Below are 24,943 nucleotides of genomic sequence, written 5' to 3' on the forward strand. Positions count from 1 at the left end.
TCCATTTTCCCGCCCGGGAGCCCCCGCGATGCTGCGTATCAGCCAAGAAGCCCTGACTTTCGACGACATTCTCCTTGTGCCCGGTTATTCCGAGGTGCTTCCCAACGAAGTCAGTCTCAAAACCCGTCTCACCCGTGGCATCGAGCTGAATATTCCGCTGGTTTCCGCTGCCATGGACACTGTCACCGAAGCCCGTCTGGCCATTGCCATGGCCCAGGAAGGCGGTATCGGTATCATCCACAAGAACATGACCATCGAGCAGCAGGCTGCCGAAGTGCGCAAGGTCAAGAAGTTCGAGGCCGGTGTCGTCAAGGATCCGATCACCATCGAGGCCGACGCCTCGGTCCGTGACCTGCTCGAACTGACCCGCATGCACAACATCTCCGGCGTGCCAGTACTGCACGATGGCGACCTGGTGGGCATCGTCACTTCCCGTGACGTGCGTTTCGAAACCCGCCTGGATGTCCCTGTTCGCGAAGTGATGACGCCGAAAGAGCGTCTGGTCACCGTTCGCGAAGGTGCCGACAAGGCCGAAGTCCGTGCGCTGCTGCACAAGCACCGCCTGGAAAAGGTCCTGATCGTCGACGACAAGTTCGCCCTCAAGGGCATGATGACCGTCAAGGACATCGAGAAATCCAAGGCCTACCCGCTGGCCAGCAAGGACGACCAGGGTCGTCTGCGCGTCGGCGCCGCAGTCGGCACCGGCAAGGACACTGGCGACCGCGTGACCGCGCTGGTCAATGCCGGCGTTGACGTGGTGGTGGTCGACACCGCCCACGGTCACTCCAAGGGTGTGATCGACCGCGTTCGCTGGGTCAAGGAAAACTTCCCGCAGGTGCAGGTGATCGGCGGCAACATCGCCACCGGCGCTGCGGCCAAGGCCCTGGCCGAGGCGGGCGCGGATGCGGTCAAGGTCGGTATCGGCCCGGGCTCGATCTGCACCACCCGTATCGTCGCCGGTGTCGGCGTGCCGCAGATCAGCGCCATCGCCAACGTCGCCGCTGCCCTTGAAGGCACCGGTGTTCCGCTGATCGCCGACGGCGGCATCCGTTTCTCCGGCGACCTGTCCAAGGCCATCGTGGCCGGCGCCTCCTGCGTGATGATGGGTTCGATGTTCGCCGGTACCGAAGAAGCGCCAGGCGAGATCGAACTGTTCCAGGGCCGTTCCTACAAGGCCTACCGCGGCATGGGTTCGCTGGGTGCGATGGCGCAGTCCCAGGGTTCCTCCGACCGCTACTTCCAGGACTCCTCCGCAGGTGCCGAGAAGCTGGTGCCGGAAGGTATCGAAGGTCGCGTACCCTACAAGGGCACCCTGACCGCCATCGTTCACCAACTGATGGGCGGCCTGCGTTCCTCGATGGGCTACACCGGCAGCGCCAACATCGAGGAGATGCGCACCAAGCCCGAGTTCGTGCGTATCACCGGTGCCGGCATGGCCGAATCTCACGTCCACGACGTGCAGATCACCAAGGAAGCTCCAAACTATCGCGTAGGCTGATAGTGATCGCCTCCTGGCGCTGGTCGGGAGGCGATTGACGAATTTGAACCGGGGCTGTTGATGACAGCCCCGTGTTGTTTCTGATTTCACAGACGAGAATGAGCCATGGCCCTCGACATTCACGCCCACCGCATCCTGATCCTCGACTTCGGTTCCCAGTACACCCAACTGATCGCCCGCCGTGTGCGTGAGATCGGTGTGTACTGCGAACTGCATCCGTTCGACATGGACGACGAGGCGATTCGCGAATTCGCTCCCAAAGGCGTCATCCTCGCCGGCGGCCCCGAGTCGGTACACGAAGCCAACAGCCCACGCTGCCCGCAGGCGGTGTTCGAACTGGGCGTACCGGTTTTCGGTATCTGCTACGGCATGCAGACCATGGCCGAACAGATGGGCGGCAAGGTCGAAGGTTCCGAGCTGCGTGAATTCGGTTACGCCCGCGTCGACGTGGTCGGCAAGAGCCGTCTGCTGGACGGTATCGAGGACCACATCGACGCCGACGGCCTGTACGGCCTCGACGTGTGGATGAGCCATGGTGACAAGGTCACCCGGATGCCGGAGAACTTCCACATCCTGGCCAGCACCCCGAGCTGCCCGATCGCCGGCATGTTCAACGACGACCTGCGCTACTACGGCGTGCAGTTCCACCCAGAGGTGACCCACACCAAGCAGGGCGGCCGCATCCTGTCGCGTTTCGTCCTCGACATCTGCGGTTGCGAAGCGCTGTGGACCCCGTCGCACATCGCCGACGACGCCATTGCCCAGATCCGCGCCCAGGTCGGCAGCGACAACGTCCTGCTGGGCCTGTCCGGCGGTGTCGATTCCTCGGTGGTCGCGGCGCTGCTGCACAAGGCTATCGGCGACCAGTTGACCTGCGTATTTGTCGACAACGGCCTGCTGCGCCTGCACGAAGGTGACCAGGTGATGGCCATGTTCGCCGAGAACATGGGCGTCAAGGTGATCCGCGCCAACGCCGAGGAGCAGTTCCTCAACAACCTGGCCGGCGAAGCCGACCCGGAGAAGAAGCGCAAGATCATCGGTCGCACCTTCATCGACGTGTTCGATGCCGAATCCTGCAAGCTGAACAACATCAAGTTCCTGGCCCAGGGCACCATCTACCCGGACGTGATCGAATCGGCTGGCGCGAAGAGCGGCAAGGCCCACGTGATCAAGTCCCACCACAACGTCGGTGGCCTGCCGGAAGAGATGAACCTCAAGCTGGTCGAGCCGTTGCGCGAGCTGTTCAAGGACGAGGTTCGTCGCCTCGGCCTGGAACTCGGTCTGCCGTATGACATGGTCTACCGTCACCCATTCCCGGGCCCGGGCCTGGGTGTGCGGATCCTTGGCGAAGTGAAGAAGGAATACGCCGACCTGCTGCGTCGCGCCGACCACATCTTCATCGAGGAACTGCGCAAGGCCGATTGGTACCACAAGGTCAGCCAGGCTTTCGTGGTGTTCCAGCCGGTGAAATCGGTAGGTGTGGTCGGTGACGGCCGTCGCTACGCCTGGGTCGTGGCCCTGCGTGCGGTGGAAACCATCGACTTCATGACCGCGCGCTGGGCGCACTTGCCTTACGAACTGCTGGAGACGGTCAGCGGCCGGATCATCAACGAGATCGAGGGTATTTCCCGCGTGACCTACGATGTGTCGAGCAAGCCGCCGGCGACTATCGAGTGGGAATGATCCCAGCCTGATGTAGGCTCAAGGCGTTAAAACAATGGCGGTCGATGCTTCGGTATCGATCGCCATTGTCGTTTCTGGCTATAGGAAAGTTCGCTGCTCTTAACCGTCGCAATATCCTGAAAACACACTGGTCTTCTTGCGTTTTCTATCTCTGTACACTCAAGAAACTCTAGCGCGGAGCCCCGACCATGGTGATCAAGAGCGGACTGCGTTTCATGCAGAAAGCTGGACCGGTCAATCGCGGTTGACAAAATGTCAACTTTTTATCATTCTATATCCGTGGGCATGAAACGACATGCACGTCATATCCAGAAAGCCGTTCAGCGATGCGGCAAGAGCCTACCCAAACGATGTTGAAGCTATCGACCGCACCTATCGGGTCTTGCGATCCGGCGAGTTCGATACACCGCAGGCGCTAAGGAAGGTTTTTCCATCACTGGACAACTTCAAATACAAGGATAAGTGGTGGGTACTCGACATCGGTGGCAACAATCTTCGCCTGATTGCCTTCATCGAGTTTCGCGACAACCGCCTGTACGTCAAGCACATCGTGACTCATGCCGAGTACGACAAGCTTTGCAAACGTCACCGGAAGGAGGCTGATTGATATGGGGTTTGCCGCCATCAAGGAAAAAGCCCATGCCTTGTTCAGCGAGGCGGGCTTCATTAGCCGCATAGCCAATGATGACGACTATGCCAAGGCGCTGGCGTTGATGGATGATCTGCTTGAGGACTATGAGGTCAACCGTCCGCTGATCGAAATCCTGGCTCGCTCCATTGAGAGTTGGGAAAACGAGTCTGAGGAGTTTGTGGCGTTCAACGCACGGGTGGCAAAGTTGGGAGGCGTTGACGTGCTTCGGTTGCTGATGGAGCAACATGGTCTAGGAGTGGCTGATCTGCCAGAGATTGGTAGCAAGTCACTGGTGTCCAAGATTCTTAATGGCCGTGGCCGCAACTTGACCCGCGACCACATTGCGGCATTGAGTAAGCGGTTTGCGGTCAGTCCTGCACTTTTCTTTTGATCGCGCCACTTTTCCATCCATACCGGCAGCTTCAGGTGCGTTAAGCGTTGCTCATCTCCCTGTTGACCTTGCCGAGAGACTTCGATTGGCATCTGACTTGATCACGTCATTGAAGTGGTGCCGGACCTGGTCGGGCTCACCAAGGCCACCGGCAAACTCGGTGCGGTGAGCCCCGAGTTGCTGGCGCTGGTGCTGTGAATCATCGGCTGGCAGCGCCTCAGCGCCGCGCCACATCCGAAAAGTAGAACTTGTCCAGCGTATGCCGCGACTCGGTGTACTCGAACTGCCGGCCGTCCTGCAGGAAGGTCTGGTTCTTCACCACGATCACGTGGCTGGCGCCGTCCAGGTCCAGGTGCTGCAGGTCGTCCTTGCTGCAGCGCATCGCCTCGATGGTGCGCTGGGCGAAGCTGATGTTCAGTTGCAGGGTTTGCTCGATGTAGGCGTAGATCGAGTGCTCGGCGATCTCTCGGGTGAGGCCGGGAATCAGCTCGGCGAGGAAGTGGTTGATGTCGAGAATGATCCGCTTGCCGTCGATGCGCCTGACCCGCTTGATCCGGATCACCGGGCTGCCCGGTTCGCCCTGCAGGCGTTCCTGCAGGAAACCCTCCAGCGGTACTTCGCTGAACTCCACGACTTCCGTACCGATGTTGTTGCCCAGGCTCGAATGGGCTTCCTGGAAGGTGACGATGCCGCCGAGCTGGAACTCGATCGGGCTGCGTGACAGCACGAAGGTGCCCTTGCCGTGAATCTTCTGGGCAAAACCCCGCTCCTGCAACTGCTCGATGGCCTTGCGCACGGTGCCGCGGCTGGCCTGGTAGCTGTCCATCAGCTCGGTTTCCGAAGGGAGCCGGGCGCCTTTTTCCAATTGCTCGGTGGTGATGCTGGCAAGCAGATCGCTGTAGATCTGGTTGTATTTGCTCATGGTGTTCGCTCTGGATCGGAAATCGCCCGGTAACAGCGTAGCGGACGGGATGTCCCAAGGAATGGAACCTTAAGGGCAGGTCGAGGCTTTGTCCATTTGTCGGGCTTTTTGCCAATAAACGCTCAACTCGTCTGTACGAGTTGTTGCTTTAACTCGTACAGACGAGTAACGTCTGCTCATGTGCTGCGACAACCTCCAATAACAATCAGCGCGGAAGAAAAATCATGAGCCACGACTATCCGAATATAGCCCGCCAGTTGCTGAGCAGCCTCGGCGGTGCCGACAACCTCGAGCAGGCCGCTCACTGCGTCACCCGCCTGCGGCTGGCGCTCAAGGACCCGAACAAGGTCGACCGGGCCGCGTTGTCCGCGATCGATCTGGTCAAGGGCTCGTTCTTCACCGGCGGGCTGTTCCAGATCGTCATCGGTCCCGGCGAGGTGGAGCGGGTTTACGCCGCGCTGCGCGAGGCCACCGGCCTCGCCGCATCGACCATCGCCGATGTCAAGAAGGCCGGCGCCGACAAGAGCAACGCCATGCAACGCCTGGTGCGGGTGTTCTCCGATGTGTTCATGCCGATCCTGCCGGCGCTGATCATTGCCGGCCTGCTGATGGGGGTGAACAACCTCATGGGCGCCAAGGGCATGTTCGTCGATGGCAAGACGCTCCTCGAAGCCTATCCGTCGCTGGAGGGGCTGTGGAGCCTGATCAATCTCATGGCCAACACCTCGTTCGTGTTCCTGCCGGCGCTGGTCGGCTGGTCGGCGGCCAAGCGTTTCGGCGGTAGCGAAATCCTCGGTATCGTCCTTGGCCTGATGCTGGTCCATCCCGACCTGCTCAACGCCTGGAACTACGGCAAGGCGGTGGCCGGCCTCGACGGTCAGAGCCTGCCGTACTTCGATATCTTCGGCTGGTTCCGGATCGAGAAGGTCGGCTACCAGGGGCAGATTCTGCCGATCCTGCTGGCCGCCTACGTCATGAGTGTGATCGAGAAATGGCTGCGCGCGCGGGTACCGAATGCCGTCCAGTTGCTCGTGGTGCCGATTACCACCATCGTCGTCACCGGTGTTCTGGCCCTGGCGATCATCGGCCCGGTGACCCGTCACCTGGGCATCCTGATCACCGAGGGGATGGTCTGGCTGTTCGACGTGGCACCGGCGGTCGGCGGTGCGGTGTTCGGTCTGCTGTATGCGCCGCTGGTGATCACCGGCATGCACCACATGTTCCTCGCAGTGGACCTGCAACTGATCTCCGGCCATGGCGGTACCTTCATCTGGCCGATGATCGTGATGTCCAACCTGGCCCAGGGCAGTGCGGCGCTCGCGGTGTTCTACATGAGCCGCAACGCCCGGGATCGCAGCATGGCCTCGACTTCGGCGATTTCCGCCTACTTCGGCATCACGGAACCTGCGATGTTCGGCGTCAACCTGCGCTACAAGTTCCCGTTCTACGCCGCCCTGATCGGCTCGGCCCTGGCCAGCGTGTTCCTGTCGCTGAACAAGGTGCTGGCCTCGGCCATCGGTGTGGGCGGCCTGCCGGGTTTCATCTCGATCGTCCCGCAGTCGATTCCGGTGTTCATCATCGGCATGGCCGTCGCGATGCTCGTGCCCTTTGCCCTGACCTGTGCGCTGAGCCTGAAGATCGTGCGCCCCGGCTATCGCGTCGCCTGATATCGACTCCACCGACTACAAGGGAATCTCCATGCAAGACTGGCAACGCTCGGTGATCTACCAGATCTATCCGAAGAGCTTCCATAGCCATGCAGGCCTGCCCACCGGCGACCTGCTGGGGGTGGTCGACAAGCTCGACTACCTGAAGTGGCTGGGGGTCGACTACCTGTGGATCACGCCGTTCCTGCGCTCGCCGCAACGCGATAACGGCTATGACATCAGTGACTACTACGCCATCGACCCGAGCTACGGGACCATGGCCGATTGCGAGTTGCTGATTGCCGAGGCCGGCCGACGTGGGATTCGGCTGATGCTCGATATCGTGGTCAATCACACGTCCATCGAACATGCCTGGTTCCAGCAGGCCCGCAGCAGCCTGGACAACCCCTACCGCGACTTCTACATCTGGCGTGACCAGCCGAACAACTGGCAGTCGAAATTTGGCGGCAACGCCTGGGAGTACGAGGCGCAGACCGGCCAGTACTACCTGCACCTGTTCGATCACACCCAGGCCGACCTGAACTGGGACAACCCCCGGGTGCGTGAGGAAGTGTTCCGCATGATGCGCTTCTGGCGCGACAAGGGTGTCGGTGGTTTCCGCCTGGACGTGATCAACCTGATCTCCAAGCCGAAGGACTTTCCCGAGGATGCCTCAGATGGCCGGCGTTTCTATACCGACGGTCCGAACGTTCACCAGTACCTGCAGGAAATGCACCGTGAGGTGTTTGCCGGCCATGATCTGATCAACGTCGGCGAAATGTCCTCCACCAGCCTGGAGCACTGCATCCGCTATTCGCGGCCGGAGTCGCAGGAGCTGTCGATGACCTTCAACTTCCATCACCTGAAGGTCGATTACCCGAACATGGAAAAGTGGGTGTGTGCCGATTTCGACTTCCTCGAACTCAAGCGCATCCTCTCCGACTGGCAGCTTGGCATGCAGGCCGGCGGTGGCTGGAACGCGTTGTTTTGGTGCAACCACGACCAGCCGCGGGTGGTCTCGCGCTTTGGCGACGACGGCGAGTATCGCGTGCACTCGGCCAAGATGCTCGCCACGGCGCTGCACTTTCTCCAGGGCACGCCCTACATCTACCAGGGCGAGGAGCTGGGCATGACCAACCCGGGGTTCGAGCACATCGACGACTACCGCGATGTCGAGACCCTCAACATCTATCGCATCCAGCGCGATGCCGGCCAGTCGCCGGAACAGAGCATGGCGGCGATCATGCAGAAGTCCCGCGACAACGGGCGCACGCCGATGCAATGGACTGCCGGTCCGAATGCCGGTTTCACCTCGGCGCAACCCTGGATCGGCGTGCCGCCGAATGCTGCCTGGATCAACGTCGAACAGCAGTTCGAGGACCCGGATTCGGTGCTGCATCACTACCGCCGGCTGGCGGCACTGCGGCGCAGCGAAGCACTGATGGTCGAAGGCAGCTATCGGCAACTGCTGCCCGAGCATCCGCAGGTCTGGGCCTATGTGCGTGAAGGCCGTGGTGAACGCCTGCTGGTGATCAACAACTTCTATGCCGACAGCTGCGAGATAGCCTTGCCCCACGGGATTTTCGAGCCGGGGCAGCAGCAGCGCCTGCTGATCAGCAACTACCCGGACTGTCCGATTCGGGAGCGGGAACTTTTCCTGCGTCCCTATGAGTCCTTTGTACTTAGTCTTTCAGAAAAATAGGAAAAGTCGTTCATCAAACGCAGCTCGTAGTAGGTCGTGCGCTGGAGGGCCACGTCTGAAAATCGAATCTCGACAATAAAAACAATGAGAACAGCGGAGTGGTTAATGAAGACAATAAGTAGAGGTCTGCTGGTGTCCTGTGTCTGCCTCGGCCTGCCGTTTCCGGCCGAAGCACTGGAGTTCGCCGGCTACCTGCGCAGCGGCATCGGTGGCTCGACCAACGGCGGCAAGCAGAGCTGCTTCCAGTTGCCGGGGGCACCGTCCAAGTATCGCCTGGGCAACGAGTGTGAACAGTATGCCGAACTGGAACTGCGCCAGGACCTGTTGACCCTCGACGACGGTTCGGTGCTGAGCGTCGATGCCATGGCCTCGTTGTACAACCGTTATGGCCGCAACCTCAGCTTCGACGGCGAGAACGGCGCGGCGCGGATGCCGCAGATGTATGCCCAGTGGTCGAAAATGCCATCGCTCAACGGTGGTTCGCTGTGGGCCGGGCGACGCTACTACAAACGTAACGACATCCATATCTCCGACTTCTACTACTGGAACCAGAGCGCTACCGGCGGTGGTATCGAGGACGTGCTGATCGGCGACCTCAAGTACAGCTACGCCTTCTCGCGCAAGGACAACCTGTACCAGAAGGACTACATCAACCGGCATGACTTCAACGTCGCCGGCTTCAAGGTCAACCCCGACGGCGAGCTGGAGTTCGGTTTCAGCTATATCGATGCACCGCGGCGCAACGATACCCACCAGGGCTGGGCGATCACCGCGCAGCATGTTCAGAAGAACTTCCTCGGCGGCAAGAACAAGTTCGCCCTGCAATACGGTGAAGGGCCGGGCACCGGCCTTGGCTATACCGGTGACCCGCGTCTGGATACCAGCAGCAGGAGCTACCGGGCGGTGGAGTTCTTCGACTGGCAAGTGACCCCGCGCTTCGGCGGCCAGTTCGAAGCGGTCTACCAGAAGGATATTCGCCCCGACGGCCAGGACCAGAACTGGATCTCCCTGGGCGTGCGTCCGGCCTATGCGCTCACCGAACAGTTCAAGCTGGTGACCGAACTGGGTCATGACCAGATCGAGGCCCCGGGCGGTACCCGCAAGCTCAGCAAGTTCACCTTCGCGCCGACCTGGTCGCCGAAAGGGCCGGACTTCTGGGCGCGTCCCGAAGTTCGTCTCTACTACACCTACGCCAGTTGGAACGCGGCGGCACAACGGGCGGCCAACGAGTTGGCCGCCGGCTCCGCGCTGTCCGACAGCGGCGCGTTCGGCAATGCGCTGCATGGTTCCAACTTCGGCGTACAGGTCGAGTACTGGTGGAAGTAGCTTCATGCCGGGGGGCAGGGGCCCGTCGGCGCGTCACGGAACAACAATCAGAAGGTGATCTCATGAGCGCAATTCCTTCCCTGGAACTGCTGGCTCCGCTGTCCGGGGTGCTGATGCCGCTGGACCAGGTGCCCGATCCGGTATTCTCCGGTCGCCTGATCGGCGACGGTGTGTGTATCGATCCGACTTCCGGCGTGCTCTGCGCCCCCCTGGCCGGAGTGGTCAGCAATATCCAGGACAGCGGACACGCCATCAGCATCACCGATGAGCGCGGCGTGCAGGTGCTGATGCATATCGGCCTGGATACCGTGAACCTGGCGGGCAAGGGCTTCACTGCATGGGTCGTCGAGGGTGAGCGGGTGGAGGCGGGCCAGCCGCTGATCGAGTTCGACGCCGATTACCTGGCACTGCATGCCCGCAGCCTGCTGACGCTGGTGCTGGTGGTCAGTGGCGAGCCCTTCAGCGTGCTGGCGGAAACGCTGGTCGACAGCGGCCAGCCGCTGCTGCGCCTGGGCTTGCAGGCTCCGTCGAATGGCGTGCCGCTGCCTGAGCATGAAGAGCAGCAGGGCGAGGCGCTGTTCTCCAGGCCGCTGACCCTGCCCAATGCCAACGGCCTGCATGCCCGTCCGGCAGCAGTCCTGGCCCAGGCGGCGAAAGGCTTTGCCGCCAGCATCCAGCTGCACAAGCGCCAGAGCAGCGCCAATGCCAAGTCGCTGGTGGCGATCATGGGCTTGCAGACGGTCCAGGGCGATGTACTGCAACTGAGCGCCATCGGTGAGGACGCCCAGGCGGCCCTCGACAGCCTGATCGCGTTGATTGCCGATGGCTGCGGTGAAACGGGGGCCGCCCAGGCGCCGCAGGAAACCTTCGAGGCCCCGGAGCAATCCACCATGACTCTGCTGCGCGGCGTTTGCGCCTCGCCGGGTGCGGCCCTGGGACGGGTGGTGCAACTGGCCGAGCAGGTGCTGAATGTCCAGGAGGTCGGCACTGGCGAGTCACAGGAGCGTGCGCGCCTGGACGCCGCCCTGCTCCAGGCGACCCGGGAGTTGCAGGCCTTGCAGGACAGCGCCGCCGGCAGCGCCCAGGTGGAGATCTTCCGCGCCCATCAGGAACTGCTGGAGGACCCGGATCTGCTGCAGCAGGCGCAGGCGCTGCTGGCTCGGGGCAAGAGTGCGGCCTTTGCCTGGCGGGCGGCCACCGAGGACACCGCCGCCCTGTTCCGGCGTCTTGGCAGCGAATTGCTCGCCGAGCGTGCCCTGGACCTGACGGATGTCGGCCAGCGCGTGCTCCGGCTGATCCTGGGCGTTGAAGAGCGTGCAGCGCCACTGCCGGACGAGGCGATCCTGATCGCCGACCAGCTCACGCCATCGCAGACGGCCAGCCTGGATACCCGGCGGGTCATGGGTTTCGCCACGGTCGGTGGCGGTGCCACCAGCCATGTCGCGATCCTCGCCCGGGCTCTTGGCCTGCCGGCGTTGTGTGGCCTGCCGGTGCAGGTGCTGGAGGTCGCCAACGGCACTCCGGTGCTGCTCGATGCCGACCTCGGACAGTTGCATCTCGAGCCCGCGGATGCGGATGTCCGGCAATTGCTGGTCAAGCGCGAGCAGCAGCGCGAACGCCGCGAGCGTGACAGCGAGCTCTCCCACCATGCCGCGTTGACCCGCGACGGCCAGCCTATCGAGGTGACGGCCAACGTCGCCTCGCTGGAGGAGGTGAAGCAGTCCCTGGCCCTGGGCGGGGAAGGGGTCGGTCTGTTGCGTTCGGAGTTCCTCTACCTGGAGCGCAGCAGCGCGCCGAGCGTCGAGGAGCAGGGCGCGACCTACCTGGCGATTGCCCGGGCCCTGGGCCCTGAACGCAACCTGGTGGTTCGCACGCTCGATGTGGGTGGGGACAAGCCGCTGGCCTATGTGCCGATGGACAGTGAGGCCAATCCGTTCCTGGGTATACGCGGCATCCGCCTGTGTCTGCAGCGTCCGGAACTGCTGCGTCAGCAACTGCGGGCGATCCTCGCCTGCGCCGGGCAGACGCGGCTGCATATCATGCTGCCGATGGTCGCCCGCCTGTCCGAGCTGCGGGAGGCCCGGCAATGGCTGGTCGAGGAGGCGCGGACGCTGGGGATTGCCGAGCTGCCCAAGCTGGGGATCATGATCGAGGTGCCTTCGGCGGCGTTGATGGCCGACCAGTTCGCGCCAGAGGTGGACTTCTTCTCCATCGGCACCAACGACCTGACCCAGTACACCCTGGCGATGGACCGCGACCATCCGCAACTGGCGAGCCAGGCCGACAGCCTGCACCCGGCGGTGCTGCGCCTGATCGCCAGTACCGTCAAGGCCGCCCATGCCCATGGCAAGTGGGTCGGTGTGTGTGGCGCGCTGGCTTCCGAGGCGCTGGCGGTACCGGTGTTGCTGGGGTTGGGGGTGGATGAACTGTCGGTCAGCGTGCCGTTGATCCCGTCGATCAAGGCGGCGGTGCGGGAAGTCAGCCTGGCTGAATGCCAGGTTCTGGCGCAGCGGATTCTTGGGCAGGAAAGCGCCGAGCAGGTGCGCGGCATCCTGCGTGATCATCAACAGGCAACGGCGGCTGCGCCGGTACTGGAGCACTGAACATGTTCGAGAAATTCAGGCAGGCGTTCTGGAAGGCGCTGACACCGGATCTGGTGCCGGAAACCACGGTCTCAGCGAGCGGTGGTGGTCCCTTACCGCCGACGGATGAGCTTGCCGAGTCGCTACTGGCGGCGCTGGGCGGGCCGGCCAATCTCAAATCCCGACAGCGGGTGGCGCTGACGCGCTTGCGGGTCGAGCTGCACGATGCCGGCCGGCTCGACCCGTCGGCGTTGCGTAGTGCCGGGGTTCAGGGGCTGATGAGCTTGCCCGGTGGTGTGTTTCATCTGTTGGTGGGGCTGGACTGACGGCTCATTGCCACCCCGGCCTTACTGTTTCCCAACTGCGGGTGTATCGTATTCGCCTTTTGCGAGCCGTGGGCTTGCGGCTGATTCGGTGAGGTGGTTGGGGTCATGTCTTTTTCCCGTCGACAAGTACTCGGTGGCCTGGTCGGCCTGGCGGTCGTAGGTGTGGGAGCCGGTGGTGCGTCGCGCTACTGGCTGGGGAAGATGGCGGACGCCGAGGCCGGGCATGACTACGAACTGATCGCCGCGCCGCTGGACGTCGAGCTGGTGGCGGGACACAAGACTCCGGCCTGGGCCTTCGGCCCCTCGGCGCCGGGCACCGAACTGCGGGTGCGCCAGGGCGAATGGCTGCGGGTGCGTTTCATCAACCACCTGCCGGTGGCGACCACCATCCACTGGCACGGCATCCGTCTGCCGCTGGAGATGGATGGCGTCCCCTACGTTTCGCAACTGCCGGTGCTGCCCGGCGAGTACTTCGACTACAAGTTCCGCGTGCCGGATGCCGGCAGCTACTGGTATCACCCCCACGTCAGCAGCAGCGAGGAGTTGGGGCGCGGGCTGGTCGGGCCGCTGATCGTCGAGGAACGCGAGCCCACCGGGTTCCGCTACGAACGCACCCTCAGCCTGAAGAGCTGGCATGTCGATGAAGAGGGCGCCTTCCTGCCGTTCAGCATTCCCCGTGAGGCCGCCCGGGGTGGCACGGCGGGGCGGCTGTCGACGATCAATGGCGTGTCGCAGGCGGTGGTCGAGCTGCCGGCCGGGCAGATCACCCGGGTGCGCCTGCTCAATCTCGACAACACCCTGACCTACCGCATCAACATCCCCGATGCCGAGGCGCAGATCTATGCCCTGGACGGCAACCCCGTCGAGCCACGGCCGCTGGGCAAGGAATACTGGCTTGGCCCGGGCATGCGTATCTGCCTGGCGATCAAGGCGCCAGCGGCCGGTGAGGAGCTGGCCCTGCGCAACGGCCCGATCCGGCTCGGCACCTTCCGTTCGGTGGCCAACAGCGATGCACCGAGCCAATGGCCACCGGCGCTGCCTGCCAACCCGATTGCCGAGCCGGACCTGGCCAATGCCGAGAAGCTCAACTTCAATTTCGAGTGGGTTGGCTCGGTCTCGGTGAACGTCGATAATGGCAAGCCGCCCAGCCTCTGGCAGATCAACGGCAAGGCCTGGGACATCACCGACAAGACCTGCGCCGACCGGCCCATCGCCAAGCTGGAGAAGGGCAAGAGCTACATTTTCGAATTGAAGAACATGACCCAGTACCAGCACCCGATCCACTTGCACGGCATGAGCTTCAAGGTGCTTGCCTCGAACCGCAAGACCATCGTTCCGTACTTCACCGACACCTACCTGCTGGGCAAGAACGAGCGCGCACGGGTGGCGCTGGTGGCGGATAACCCGGGGGTGTGGATGTTCCACTGCCATGTGATCGACCACATGGAAACCGGCCTGATGGCCGCCATCGAGGTGGCGTGATGCGGCAGATTCGCCCGGCGGCGATCATCGATCGCAGCCGCGACCAGGATTTCATGCGTGAAGCGTTGGCGCTGGCGGCCGAGGGCGCGGCCCTGGGCGAGGTGCCGGTGGGGGCGGTGCTGGTCCAGAACGGCGAGATCATCGGGCGGGGCTTCAACTGCCCGATCAGCGGCAGCGATCCGAGTGCCCATGCCGAGATGGTCGCCATCCGCGCGGCGGCCCAGGCGGTGAGCAACTACCGGCTGCCGGGCAGCACCCTCTACGTGACCCTGGAACCGTGCAGCATGTGCGCCGGGCTGATCGTCCATTCGCGGATCGCGCGGGTGGTCTACGGTGCCCTGGAGCCCAAGGCCGGTGTGGTGCAGAGCCAGGGGCAGTTCTTCACCCAGGGCTTTCTCAACCACCGGGTGCTGTTCGAAGGCGGGGTGCTCGCCGAGGAATGCGGCACGATCCTCAGCGAGTTCTTCAAGGCCCGCCGCAGCAAGGCCTGATGGCGGTTACTTGCGCGCGACGATCACCGCGCGCATCGGCGCCGGCAAGCCTTCGATGGTTTTGCCGTGGTCGCTCGGGTCGAGGAAGTCGCTCAGGGACTGGTACTTCATCCATTCGGTTGCGCGCTGTTCCTCGACGCTGGTGGTGCTGACATCCACGCAGCGCACGTCGCTGAAGCCGGCCCGCCGCAACCAGCGTTCCAGCGCTGGCACCGACGGCAGGAACCAGACGTTGCGCATCTGGGCGTAGCGGTCCTCGGGCACCAGTACCTGGTTCACGTCACCTTCGACCACCAGCGTCTCCAGCACCAGTTCACCACCCTTGACCAGGCAGTCCTTCAGCGCCAGCAGATGCTCGATGGGTGAACGCCGGTGGTAGAACACGCCCATGGAAAATACCGTGTCGAAGCCTTCCAGGTTCGCCGGCAGGTCCTCGAACGGGAACGGCAGGTGCCAGGCCGCGTCCTGCGCCAGGTAACGTTGCACGGCCTGGAACTGGCAGAAGAACAGCCAGTTCGGGTCGACGCCGATCACCGTGTCGGCGCCGGCACCGAGCATGCGCCACATGTAGTAGCCGTTGCCGCAGCCGACATCGAGGATGCGTTTGCCCTTGAGGTCCAGGTGCGGGGCGACTCGCGACCATTTCCAGTCCGAACGCCACTCGGTGTCGACATGCACGCCGAACAGCTCGAATGGTCCCTTGCGCCACGGACTCAGGCCCATCAGTGCGCTGCGTACCCGGGCCCGGGTCGCGTCGTCGCAGTCGCTGTCCAGGGTCAGGCCGCCGAGCAGGTCGATCGTCGTCGGTTCCAGTGCTGGCAAGGCGTCGAGCGCCCCCTGCCAGCGCTCAAGGTCGCCATGACCTTTCTCCAGCCGGGTATCGAGCTGGGCCTGCAGGCTGTTGGCCCATTCGGCCAGGGGAGTACGCGCCAGGCGGCGGGCGAGGGGTGACAGATCGATCATGGCAGGGCAATCAACGAGGCAAAGTTAAGGCATTGGAACCAGGGCACGACTTTCGAGAAACCCGCCGCCAGCAGGCGTTCGCGGTGTTCCTCGAGGCTGTCGGGTTTCATCACGTTTTCGATGGCGCTGCGTTTCTGGGCGATTTCCAGTTCGCTGTAGCCATTGGCGCGCTTGAAGGCGATATGCAGGTCGGTGAGCAGTGCATGCTCCTCGGGGTCGTTGAAACGCAATTTCTCCGACAGGATCAGCGCTCCGCCGGGCAACAGGGCCTGGCGAATGCGTCCGAGCAGGGCAAGGCGCTGATCCGGGGCGATGAATTGCAGGGTGAAGTTCAGCGCCACCACCGAGGCCGGGCGGAAGTCCAGGGCGAGGATATCGCCTTCGATCACCTCCACCGGCAGCAACTCCTGGAACATCGCGTCCTGGGCGTTGAGGTATTCGCGGCAACGTTCGACCATCGCCGTGGAGTTGTCCACCGCGATCACCCGGCAGCCGTCGCTGCGCACGTGCCGGCGCAACGCCTGGGTCACCGCGCCGAGGGAACTGCCCAGGTCGTAGAGCACGCTGCCCGGCTGGGCGAACTGGGCGGCGAGCACGCCGAGGTTCTCGACGATGGTCGGGTAACCGGGAACCGAGCGCTTGATCATGTCCGGGAACACCCGTACCACATCTTCGTTGAAGGCGAAGTCCGGCACCTGGGCCAGGGGCTGGGCGAAAAGGCGATCGGGTTCTTTGCTCACGGCGGTTCCGGCGACAATCGAAAAAGGGTCGGCATTTTAGCCAAGTTGGCGCCGGGATGCGCGGTTTGTCGGATAAAGCGCCTGAGGCGTTGGCGCGGGCTTCAGGCGAAGCCCGGCTCCTGCCTGTTGGCCTTTTGCGAGAACGCCGAGGCGGCAATACCCCATTGGCCGATCCAGTAGGCAATGATGATCAGGTAAGGCGCGGCGGCGAACTTGACCACGAAGCGGTCGATGCCGATCAGGCTGTCGGAGAAGGCGAACACCAGCGCGCCACCGGCAGCCAGTCGCGCCGAGCGTTGCGGCACGTCGCTACCCAGCCGTGCGAGGGCTCGCCAGAGCATGCAACTGATGGCCAGGGCATACACACTCACCGGCACCAGCAGGTTGCCCAGCCCCTTGGACATCAGCACGCCCAACAGCGCGGCGCCGATGAGCAGGGCCACGATCAACTGGACCGGCGCCAGGCGCCGGCAGTCGCCGAGGTAGGCCTTGAGATAGCACAGGTGGGCGACCAGGAAGGCGCCCAGGCCGAACACGAACAGATCGCCCGGCCAGGCCAGCAGGATGTCGCCGAGCAGCGAGAACACCAGGCCCAGGGCCAGCCAGCGGCGATATTCGCCCCCCGGTGCATCATGCAGCCAGCCGAGCAGGGCCAGCACCGGCAGGGGTTTGGTCAGCAGGCAGATCAATGGCGAGTCGATACTCAGCCCATACAGGAACGCGACGGCGCCCATCAGGGCGAGAATCAGCCAGGGCATGTCAGTTCACCACGATCGGGCAGTCGAAGCTCTGTACCGGCGGGACTTCCGGTTCCCAGGGCTGCTGGTAGGTCAGGCGCAGGCGGCCGGTGCCGGTGGCGAAGGCCTGGAAGCGCCAGGTCGACTGGCCGGCGGCACCGATCACATCGCTGTTTTCCGGGTTGTGGTAGACCTCCGGGCCAAGGCTTTTCAGCACGCCGCCGGCGGAATCCTGGATGGCCCAGCGATAGCCCGTGGTGGGGTTGCTCGGCAGGCTGAGGATCATGTTCTGCCCGTTCTTGAGCTGCATCGGACAGTCACGCTGGTTTTCCACGGTCACGTTCTGGCGCGGTTGCTGCGCACAGGCAGCGAGTAGCACAAGGCTTAACGGAAGCAACAGACGAGTCGGGGTCATAGTGTCTCCAATCATTACAGCGATGCTGGAGCATAACTCAAGATGCGGCCGATGCGCTGGGCGGGATCGAAGCTGTCCTGGCGGGTCGGGGCGCATGGGGGGACGAGGAGCGTCAAGGGAGGCATTCATTCCCACGCGGAGTGTGGGAACGATCAGGGAGCGCTGAGGTATTGGCATTTTTGAGTGCTCCCACGCTCCAGCGTGGGGGCGCTCAGCGACCGCTCCCGTGACGCAATGGTCAGAAAAGCACTTTCGCCACATCGGCAAAACGCTTGGCGAAGTGCACGGTCATGCCTTCCTTGAGGTAGTCCGGCAGTTCCTCGAAGTGGCCGCGGTTGGCGTCCGGCAGGATCAGTTCATGGATCTTCTGCCGGCGTGCCGCGATCACCTTCTCGCGGACCCCACCAATGGGCAGCACATGCCCGGTCAGGGTCAGCTCACCGGTCATGGCCACGCCCTTCTTCGGCGGCTGGTTGCGGGCCAGTGACAGCAGGGCGCTGGCCATGGTCACCCCGGCACTCGGACCGTCCTTGGGGGTGGCGCCTTCCGGTACGTGCAGGTGGACGAAGGCTTCGTCGAAGAAGCGCGGGTCGCCGCCGAACTGCTTGAGGTGCGAACCGACATAGCTGTAGGCGATCTCCGCCGACTCCTTCATGACGTCACCCAACTGCCCGGTCAGCTTGAAGCCGCGGTTGAGGGTGTGGATGCGTGTGGCCTCGATCGGCAGGGTGGCGCCGCCCATGCTGGTCCAGGCCAGCCCGGTGATCACGCCGACGCCGCTGAGCACCTGCTCGTTGCGGAATACCGGCATGCCCAGCGAGGCTTCGAGGTCCTTGGGGCCGATCTTGATGACGCTGTCCGGTGCATCCAGCAGCTTGACCACCGCCTTGCGCACCAGCTTGCCCAACTGCTTCTCCAGCTGGCGCACGCCGGACTCGCGGGCATACCCGTCGATCACGGTGCGCAGGGCGCTGTCGCTGATCGACAGGCTGGTTTTCGCCACACCGGCCTTTTCCAACTGCTTGGGCCACAGGTGACGCTTGGCGATCGCCAGTTTTTCCTCGGTGATGTAGCCCGACAGGCGAATCACTTCCATGCGGTCCAGCAGCGGTCCGGGGATCGAATCCAGGGTGTTGGCGGTGCAGACGAACAGCACTTTCGACAGGTCCAGGCGCAGGTCCAGGTAATGGTCGAGGAAGTCGACGTTCTGCTCGGGGTCGAGGGTCTCCAGCAGCGCCGAAGCCGGGTCGCCCTGGTAGCTCTGGCCCATCTTGTCGATCTCGTCGAGCATGATCACCGGGTTCATCACCTCGACGTCCTTCAGCGCCTGCACCAGCTTGCCCGGCTGGGCGCCGATGTAGGTGCGCCGATGCCCCTTGATTTCGGCCTCGTCGCGCATGCCGCCGACGCTGAAGCGGTAGAACGGCCGGCCGAGGGATTCGGCGATGGACTTGCCGATGCTGGTCTTGCCCACGCCTGGCGGGCCTACCAGCAGTACGATCGAGCCGCTGATCTCGCCTTTGTAGGCGCCGACGGCGAGGAATTCGAGAATCCGCGCCTTGATGTCATCCAGGCCGGCGTGGTGCTGGTCCAGCACCTTGCGCGCGTGCTTGAGGTCGAGCTTGTCCTCGCCGTACACGCCCCAGGGTACCGCGGTGGCCCATTCCAGGTAGTTGCGGGTGACGGCGTATTCCGGCGAACCGGTCTCGAGGATCGCCAGCTTGCCCATTTCCTCGGTGATGCGCTTTTGCGCATGGGCCGGCAGGACCTTGCCTTCCAGGCGCTGTTCGAACTGCTCGATATCGGCGCTGCGGTCGTCCTTGGTCAGGCCCAGCTCCTGCTGGATGACCTTGAGCTGTTCCTTGAGGAAGAACTCGCGCTGGTGTTCGCCGATCTTGCGGTTCACCTCGGCGGAGATCTCTTTCTGCAGGCGGGCGACCTCGACTTCCTTGCGCAGCATCGGCAGCACTTTTTCCATGCGCTTGAGCATCGGCACGCAATCGAGCACTTCCTGCAGCTCATTACCGGTGGCCGAGGTCAGGGCGGCGGCGAAGTCGGTCAGCGGCGATGGATCGTTGGGGCTGAAGCGGTTGAGGTAGTTCTTCAGCTCTTCGCTGTACAGCGGGTTGAGCGGCAGCAGTTCCTTGATCGCATTGATCAGGGCCATGCCGTAGGCCTTCACTTCGTCGGTTGGCTCGCTCGGCTGGTGCGGGTATTCGAGTTCCACCAGGTAGGGTGGACGGTGGTGCTTGAGCCAGGTGCGGATGCGCACGCGGGTCAGGCCCTGGGCCACGAACTGCAGCTTGCCGCTCTCGCGACTGGCGTGGTGGACCTTCACCAGAGTGCCGTACTCCGGCAGGCTCTTGGTGTCGAAGTGGCGGGTGTCTTCGGTCGGGGTATCGACGAAGAACAGGGCCAGGGAGTGGTGATCGGACTTGCTCACCAGTTCCAGGGTCTCGGCCCAGGGTTCTTCATTGACGATGACCGGCAGGACCTGCGCCGGGAAGAACGGGCGATTGTGGATCGGGATGATGTAGACCGTGTCCGGCAGGTTCTGCCCGGGCAGCGCCAGGCTGGTGCCGGATGACTCGCGATTGTCCTGGCCGGCGTCGTGACGATCTTCGGCGTTGGCCTGTTGGGTCGGGTGATCGGGGAATTCTTGCTGGTTGCTCATTGGGGCACCTGCACAGTTGAGTATGCAGGTTAGATGGGGCGAGCCGGTGGCGGTTTCAATGGTCCGCTGCTATAGCTTTGGTCAAACCGGCCGATAGCCCGAGCATGAACCTGTACATCTTTCATCTTCGTGTAGAGGTTTTAAGGGGCATGAGTCGTTCGTCGGCTTGCTCAAGATAGTGGCAAAACGCCTCATCTCTTGCGTGATCTTCTGCCCGAGCCTCGGTAATCTGCACTTGCTGATCCCTTTGCGCCAGGGCAGGCCATCTTTTTAATGAACCAGTGAGTAGTTGCTGTATGGCCCGCCCCATTTCATTGCCTGGATTGTTTCTGTGTGTTGCTGGATTGCTCGCCAGTGGCCCGAGCCATGCCGCCGGCCTGCAGGCCGATCTGGTCGACCAACAGGGCAAGCCGCTGGTGGGGGCGGTGCTGACCCTGCAGGGTGGCGCCGCACCTGCCGCCATCAGCCTGAAGGCCGACATGGACCAGCGTAACAAAGAGTACGTACCCCACGTGCTGGCGGTGCATACCGGGACCCAGGTCAAGTTTCCCAACAGCGACAATATCCGCCATCAGGTCTATTCCTTTTCGCAACCCAAGCGCTTTGAACTGCGCCTCTACGAGGGCACACCGTCGGATCCGGTATTGTTCGACAAGCCGGGCGTGGTCGTGCTGGGCTGCAATATCCACGACTGGATGCTCGGCTACATCTACGTCACCGACGATCCCTGGTTCGCGACCAGCAACGACAATGGCCGGATCGCTTTCGACAAGCTGCCCGCCGGCCATTATCGCGTGACGCTCTGGCACCCGCAGGTCGCGGACATGCAGCCGCAGACGGGCGGCGAAATCGATGTGCCGGCCACGGGGTTGAAGCAACGCTTCAGTCTGACGATTCAACCGCTGTCGTCGGATGCTCCGTCGGCGCCAGCATCGAGTGCCTTTGGTGATGCCTTCAATAAAGCTCTCAGTGAACCTGCGCAGTAGTTTTCAGGCGCGGATCGCCGTTGTACTGACCCTGCTGTTGCTGGTGGTGATCGGTGCCTTGTACTTCAGCGTCAAGGTGGCGACCAACGAAGCGGTACAGCGTCAGGCGCGTGCGCAGTTGGATGTCGGTACGCGGGTTTTCGAGCGTCTGCTGGACGTGCAGAGCCGGCGCCTGGGTGATGGCGTGCAACTGCTGGCGGCGGATTTCGGTTTTCGCGATGCGGTCTCCAGCGGCGACTCGGCGACCATCCGCTCGGTGCTGATCAACCACGGCAAGCGTATCAATGCCAACGACATGATCCTCTTGAGCATGGATGGCACGGTAATGGCTAGTACCCTGGCCGATATGCCCGACGGTGCACCATTCCGTTTCGACCAGGCACTGCGCGAGGCCCGGCGCAACCGGCAATCGGCCCTGATCGTGCCGCTGCAGGGCAAGCCGCACCTGCTGGTCGAGGCGCAGGTGCTGGCGCCGCTGCCGATCGCCCGGGTGGTGATGGGCTTTTCCATGGACAACGCCTTTGCCTCGCAACTGCGTTCGCTGACCAACCTCGAGGTGTCGTTCCTCAGCGTCGATCGGCAGCAGGTCGGCGAACTGGTCAGCACCCAGCCGGCAGCACTGGCACCGAGCATCACCCGGTTGATGCTCGAAGCGTCCGGTGGGCATGACACGCAGATGACCGAGCACCTCAGCCAGAACTTCCTCAGCCATTCGCTGAGACTGGCCAGCACCAGCGACAACAATGACAGCCAGGTCATCGCCCTATTGCAAAGCCCCTGGATGTGGCGATGCAGGCCTTCGCGCCGCTGGACGAGAAGATCCTGCTGATCGCGCTGGTCGCGCTGCTGGCTTCGCTGGTCGGGGCCCTGCTGCTGGCGCGTAGCGTCTCGCAGCCGGTGCGTTCTCTGGCCCAGGCCGCCGAGCGCATCGGCAAGGGCGACTACGAGACGCCGGTCAGGTTGCGGCGCAGTGATGAACTGGGTCTGCTCGCCAGGATGTTCAATACCATGCAGGGTGCCATCGCCGAGCGCGAACAGCAGTTGGCACACAATGCCCTGCACGACCTGCTCACCGGCCTGCCCAACCGCGCACTGGCGATGGAGCGGCTGAGCAGCACGATAGACGCCGCCCGCCCGGTGGCGCTGGTCTACCTGGGTATCGACAACCTGCGTACCGTCAACGAGACCGGAGGACCCGGCGCGGTCGACCAGGTGTTGCAGAGCGTTGGCAAGCGCCTGAAGTCGGCCCTGCGCGCGGGCGACACGGTTGCCCACCTGATTGCCGGGGAATTTCTCCTGCTGCTGCAGGGCACCGGCAGCGAGGGCGCTGTGGCGGTTGCCGACCAGATCCAGCAATTGCTGCTCAAGCCCCAGCGGATCAACGATCACGACGTGGCGCTGGATTGCCGGATGGGGATTGCGGCGTTCCCGAACGATGGCCAGGAGGCGGAGGAACTGCTCGAGCGTGCCGCCATCGCCATGCAGGACGCCGCGCAGATGCCCGGCCGCCTGCAGATCTACGAAGAGGGCCGCGACCTGGCCCATCGCCGGCAGATCGCCCTGATCCGCGACCTGCGCCATGCCGCCGCCAACGGTGAACTGCTGCTGCACTACCAGCCCAAGCTGGATATCCGCCAGGGCCAGGTGCGCCAGGCCGAAGCCCTGCTGCGCTGGCAGCATCCGCAGTTCGGCATGGTGTCGCCGGGAGAATTCATCACCCTCGCCGAACGTACTGGCAGCATCCAGATCCTCACCCGCTGGGTGATCGAGGAGGGCATGCGCCAGCTCTCCGAGTGGAACCAGCGGGGCCTGCACCTGCAACTGTCCCTGAACATCTCCGCCGATGACTTGCTGATCGGTGACCTGCCCGACCGGGTTTCGGCGCTGCTCGAGGTGCATCGCCTGCCCGCCGAACAACTGATCTTCGAGATCACCGAAAGTGCGGTGATGCGTGAGCCGGAACAGGCACTGCAGGTCCTGCAACGCCTGCGTGCCTGTGGCATCAGCCTGTCGGTGGACGATTTCGGTACCGGCTACTCTTCGCTGGCACACCTCAAGCGCCTGCCGGTGCAGGAGTTGAAGATCGACCAGTCCTTCGTCCGCAACCTGGACGAAACCAGCGAGGACGCGGTGATCGTGCGTTCGACCATCGAAATGAGCCACAACCTGGGCTTGAAGGTGGTGGCCGAAGGGGTGGAGTACGAACACAGCCTGCGCCTGCTGGAGCGTTGGCATTGCGACACCGCCCAGGGTTACCTGATCAGTCGTCCGCTGAGTGCGGCGGCGTTCGAGGCCTGGGTCGCCAAACCCTTGAATTCACCCTCTGCCATGGTCCACTGACTGCTATGAAACGTCGTTATTCCCTGTTGTGCCTGCTGGGCCTGCTGGGCCTGGGAATCAATGCCGCCGAGGCCGATAACGGCCGCCTGATCGCCACAGGCGGTGCCAGCAGCCTGGAGGGCGCGGCGGGCGGAGGCATCACGCCGTGGGCGGTGCTGACCGGCTATGGCGAAAAGAACGAATGGGGCGCCACCGCGTTCGCCACCACCGTCAACGTCCCGGACTATCGGTTGGACGTGGTCGGGCTGGCAGCCTCCTATGGCAACCGCGTGGAGCTGTCCCTGGCCCGTCAGCGCTTCGACCTGGGCTCGCTGGTGCACAAGCTCAACCTGCCGGAAGATCATCTCGGCCAGGATATCGTCGGGCTCAAGGTCCGGCTGTTCGGCGACCTGATCTACGACACCCTGCCGCAGGTGTCCCTGGGACTGGAGTACAAGCACCAGACCAACTTCGACATTCCCGAACTGGTCGGCGCCAAGCGTGACCAGGACGTCGAGGGCTACCTGGCCGCCAGCCGGCTGTTCATCGGCGCGGCCTTCGGCTACAACCTGCTGATCAACGGCGGTGTACGCTACAGCCGGGCCAATGAGCTGGGGCTGATGGGCTTCGGCGGCGATCGTCGCGATACCCGTAGTGTGCTCAAGGAAGGCTCTGTGGCGGTACTGTTCAACCCGCGCTGGGCCGTGGGCGTGGAGTACCGGGAAAAGCCGGACAACCTGTCCTTCGCTGGTGAAAGCGACTGGGCCGACGTATTCATCGGCTATTTCCCCAACAAACACCTGTCCTTCGTCCTGGCCTACGCCCGGCTGGGAGAAATCGCCACACTGGATAACCAGAACGGCACTTATCTGTCCGTACAGGGGAGTTTCTGATGCGGGGTTTGAAACTGCTGCTGGTTGCTGTCCTGCTGGCCGGTTGTGCCCAGCAGCCGCCCAGGGATGACAGCCTCTACCGCGACCTCGGCGAGCGTGCCGGGATCACCCGGATCGTCGAGGGAATGCTGCTGAAGATCGCCCACGACCCGCGGATTGCCGAGCGCTTCCGCAAGATCGACATCGTGCGCCTGCGCAACAAGCTGGTCGAACAGTTCTGCGTCGAGGCGGGCGGGCCCTGTGTCTACACCGGCGATACCATGGCCGAGAGCCACAAGGGCCAGAATGTCAGCCGCAGCGATTTCAATGCGCTGGTCGAGGACCTGATCGCGGCGATGGATGAGCAGGGGATACCGGTGCGGGTACAGAACCGCCTGATCGCCCGGCTGGCGCCGATGCGCGGCGAAGTCATCGAGCACTAGGCTGATTGAAGATAGCTGTGTAGAGGCTGTCGGCCCTTTCGCAGGCAAGCCCTGCTCCTACAAAAGTGGCGCGTACACAAGGTCCGTGGGCACCGCAAAACTTTAGGCGCAGGG

At 63.3% G+C, this 24,943-nt stretch carries 20 protein-coding genes and 1 pseudogene; 15 read left to right on the forward strand and 6 right to left on the reverse strand.

The features are described 5' to 3' along the window. Positions 1 to 28 precede the first annotated feature (28 nt). From guaB to ACM62G_RS17650, 4 genes are all read left to right on the forward strand, one after another. Positions 29 to 1,498, forward strand: coding sequence for an IMP dehydrogenase (guaB, locus tag ACM62G_RS17635; RefSeq protein ID WP_054057407.1), 1,470 nt, complete (start codon positions 29 to 31; stop codon positions 1,496 to 1,498). A 105-nt stretch (positions 1,499 to 1,603) separates the two neighbouring features. Next, complete coding sequence (gene guaA, locus ACM62G_RS17640) at positions 1,604 to 3,181, forward strand: glutamine-hydrolyzing GMP synthase (RefSeq protein ID WP_054057408.1); 1,578 nt, start codon at positions 1,604 to 1,606, stop codon at positions 3,179 to 3,181. 295 nt (positions 3,182 to 3,476) lie between these two features. Then, a complete protein-coding gene (locus tag ACM62G_RS17645; protein ID WP_273826012.1) occupies positions 3,477 to 3,788 on the forward strand; it encodes a type II toxin-antitoxin system HigB family toxin in 312 nt (103 codons plus the stop codon). Between the two features lies 1 nt (position 3,789). Beyond that, positions 3,790 to 4,203 (forward strand): helix-turn-helix domain-containing protein, encoded by a 414-nt coding sequence (locus tag ACM62G_RS17650; RefSeq protein ID WP_054057409.1) that lies wholly within the window; start codon positions 3,790 to 3,792, stop codon positions 4,201 to 4,203. Between the two features lie 217 nt (positions 4,204 to 4,420). Here the strand turns inward: ACM62G_RS17650 and treR are convergent, their stop codons facing one another. Beyond that, positions 4,421 to 5,125, reverse strand: a complete 705-nt coding sequence (gene treR / locus ACM62G_RS17655) for a trehalose operon repressor (RefSeq protein ID WP_054057410.1) — start codon at positions 5,123 to 5,125, stop codon at positions 4,421 to 4,423. Positions 5,126 to 5,349: 224 nt separating this feature from the next. On the opposite strand from treR, the gene treP reads away from it, so the two are divergent. The 7 genes from treP (at position 5,350) to tadA (ending at position 14,680) form a co-directional block, all read left to right on the forward strand. After that, on the forward strand, positions 5,350 to 6,792 hold the full coding sequence (treP, locus tag ACM62G_RS17660; protein ID WP_054057411.1) for a PTS system trehalose-specific EIIBC component: 1,443 nt from the start codon (positions 5,350 to 5,352) through the stop codon (positions 6,790 to 6,792). A gap of 31 nt (positions 6,793 to 6,823) precedes the next feature. Next, positions 6,824 to 8,473 carry an alpha,alpha-phosphotrehalase gene (gene treC / locus ACM62G_RS17665; RefSeq protein WP_419735248.1) on the forward strand — a complete coding sequence of 550 codons (1,650 nt, stop codon included), beginning with the start codon at positions 6,824 to 6,826 and terminating at the stop codon, positions 8,471 to 8,473. Positions 8,474 to 8,578: 105 nt separating this feature from the next. Beyond that, entirely contained in the window at positions 8,579 to 9,799 is a 1,221-nt protein-coding gene (locus tag ACM62G_RS17670) for a maltoporin (protein ID WP_419735249.1), read from the forward strand. 62 nt (positions 9,800 to 9,861) lie between these two features. Beyond that, positions 9,862 to 12,402 carry a phosphoenolpyruvate--protein phosphotransferase gene (ptsP, locus tag ACM62G_RS17675; RefSeq protein ID WP_419735250.1) on the forward strand — a complete coding sequence of 847 codons (2,541 nt, stop codon included), beginning with the start codon at positions 9,862 to 9,864 and terminating at the stop codon, positions 12,400 to 12,402. Positions 12,403 to 12,404: 2 nt separating this feature from the next. Further along, entirely contained in the window at positions 12,405 to 12,707 is a 303-nt protein-coding gene (locus ACM62G_RS17680) for a PTS glucose transporter subunit IIB (protein WP_419735251.1), read from the forward strand. A gap of 105 nt (positions 12,708 to 12,812) precedes the next feature. Next, positions 12,813 to 14,189, forward strand: coding sequence for a multicopper oxidase family protein (locus ACM62G_RS17685; RefSeq protein ID WP_419735252.1), 1,377 nt, complete (start codon positions 12,813 to 12,815; stop codon positions 14,187 to 14,189). Beyond that, positions 14,189 to 14,680 carry a tRNA adenosine(34) deaminase TadA gene (gene tadA / locus ACM62G_RS17690; RefSeq protein WP_054057417.1) on the forward strand — a complete coding sequence of 164 codons (492 nt, stop codon included), beginning with the start codon at positions 14,189 to 14,191 and terminating at the stop codon, positions 14,678 to 14,680. The genes ACM62G_RS17685 and tadA overlap by 1 nt, the downstream gene beginning before the upstream one ends. A 6-nt stretch (positions 14,681 to 14,686) precedes the next feature. Here the strand turns inward: tadA and cmoB are convergent, their stop codons facing one another. The 5 genes from cmoB to lon all read right to left on the reverse strand — a co-directional run bounded on the left by cmoB (position 14,687) and on the right by lon (position 20,209). Beyond that, complete coding sequence (gene cmoB, locus ACM62G_RS17695) at positions 14,687 to 15,643, reverse strand: tRNA 5-methoxyuridine(34)/uridine 5-oxyacetic acid(34) synthase CmoB (protein ID WP_419735253.1); 957 nt, start codon at positions 15,641 to 15,643, stop codon at positions 14,687 to 14,689. Beyond that, entirely contained in the window at positions 15,640 to 16,383 is a 744-nt protein-coding gene (gene cmoA / locus ACM62G_RS17700; protein ID WP_419735254.1) for a carboxy-S-adenosyl-L-methionine synthase CmoA, read from the reverse strand. Before cmoA ends, cmoB begins: the two co-directional genes overlap by 4 nt. 101 nt (positions 16,384 to 16,484) lie before the next feature. Further along, positions 16,485 to 17,141, reverse strand: a complete 657-nt coding sequence (locus ACM62G_RS17705) for a lysoplasmalogenase (RefSeq protein WP_419735255.1) — start codon at positions 17,139 to 17,141, stop codon at positions 16,485 to 16,487. 1 nt (position 17,142) lies between these two features. Continuing rightward, on the reverse strand, positions 17,143 to 17,535 hold the full coding sequence (locus tag ACM62G_RS17710) for a protease inhibitor I42 family protein (RefSeq protein ID WP_054057421.1): 393 nt from the start codon (positions 17,533 to 17,535) through the stop codon (positions 17,143 to 17,145). A 238-nt stretch (positions 17,536 to 17,773) separates the two neighbouring features. Continuing rightward, positions 17,774 to 20,209: an endopeptidase La gene (gene lon / locus ACM62G_RS17715; RefSeq protein WP_273826021.1), complete on the reverse strand. Its 2,436-nt coding sequence runs from the start codon at positions 20,207 to 20,209 to the stop codon at positions 17,774 to 17,776. A gap of 296 nt (positions 20,210 to 20,505) precedes the next feature. On the opposite strand from lon, the gene ACM62G_RS17720 reads away from it, so the two are divergent. From ACM62G_RS17720 to ACM62G_RS17735, 4 genes and pseudogenes are all read left to right on the forward strand, one after another. Beyond that, complete coding sequence (locus ACM62G_RS17720; protein WP_419735256.1) at positions 20,506 to 21,195, forward strand: methylamine utilization protein; 690 nt, start codon at positions 20,506 to 20,508, stop codon at positions 21,193 to 21,195. Beyond that, a pseudogene (locus ACM62G_RS17725) lies at positions 21,179 to 23,535 on the forward strand (putative bifunctional diguanylate cyclase/phosphodiesterase). Before ACM62G_RS17720 ends, ACM62G_RS17725 begins: the two are co-directional and overlap by 17 nt. Before the next feature lie 5 nt (positions 23,536 to 23,540). Further along, complete coding sequence (locus ACM62G_RS17730) at positions 23,541 to 24,407, forward strand: DUF3034 family protein (RefSeq protein ID WP_419735257.1); 867 nt, start codon at positions 23,541 to 23,543, stop codon at positions 24,405 to 24,407. Then, a complete protein-coding gene (locus tag ACM62G_RS17735; protein ID WP_054061688.1) occupies positions 24,407 to 24,829 on the forward strand; it encodes a group I truncated hemoglobin in 423 nt (140 codons plus the stop codon). The genes ACM62G_RS17730 and ACM62G_RS17735 overlap by 1 nt, the downstream gene beginning before the upstream one ends. Positions 24,830 to 24,943: the final 114 nt, after the last annotated feature.

This window comes from Pseudomonas sp. COR18 (assembly GCF_048568395.1).
Lineage (GTDB): Bacteria > Pseudomonadota > Gammaproteobacteria > Pseudomonadales > Pseudomonadaceae > Aquipseudomonas > Aquipseudomonas fuscovaginae_B.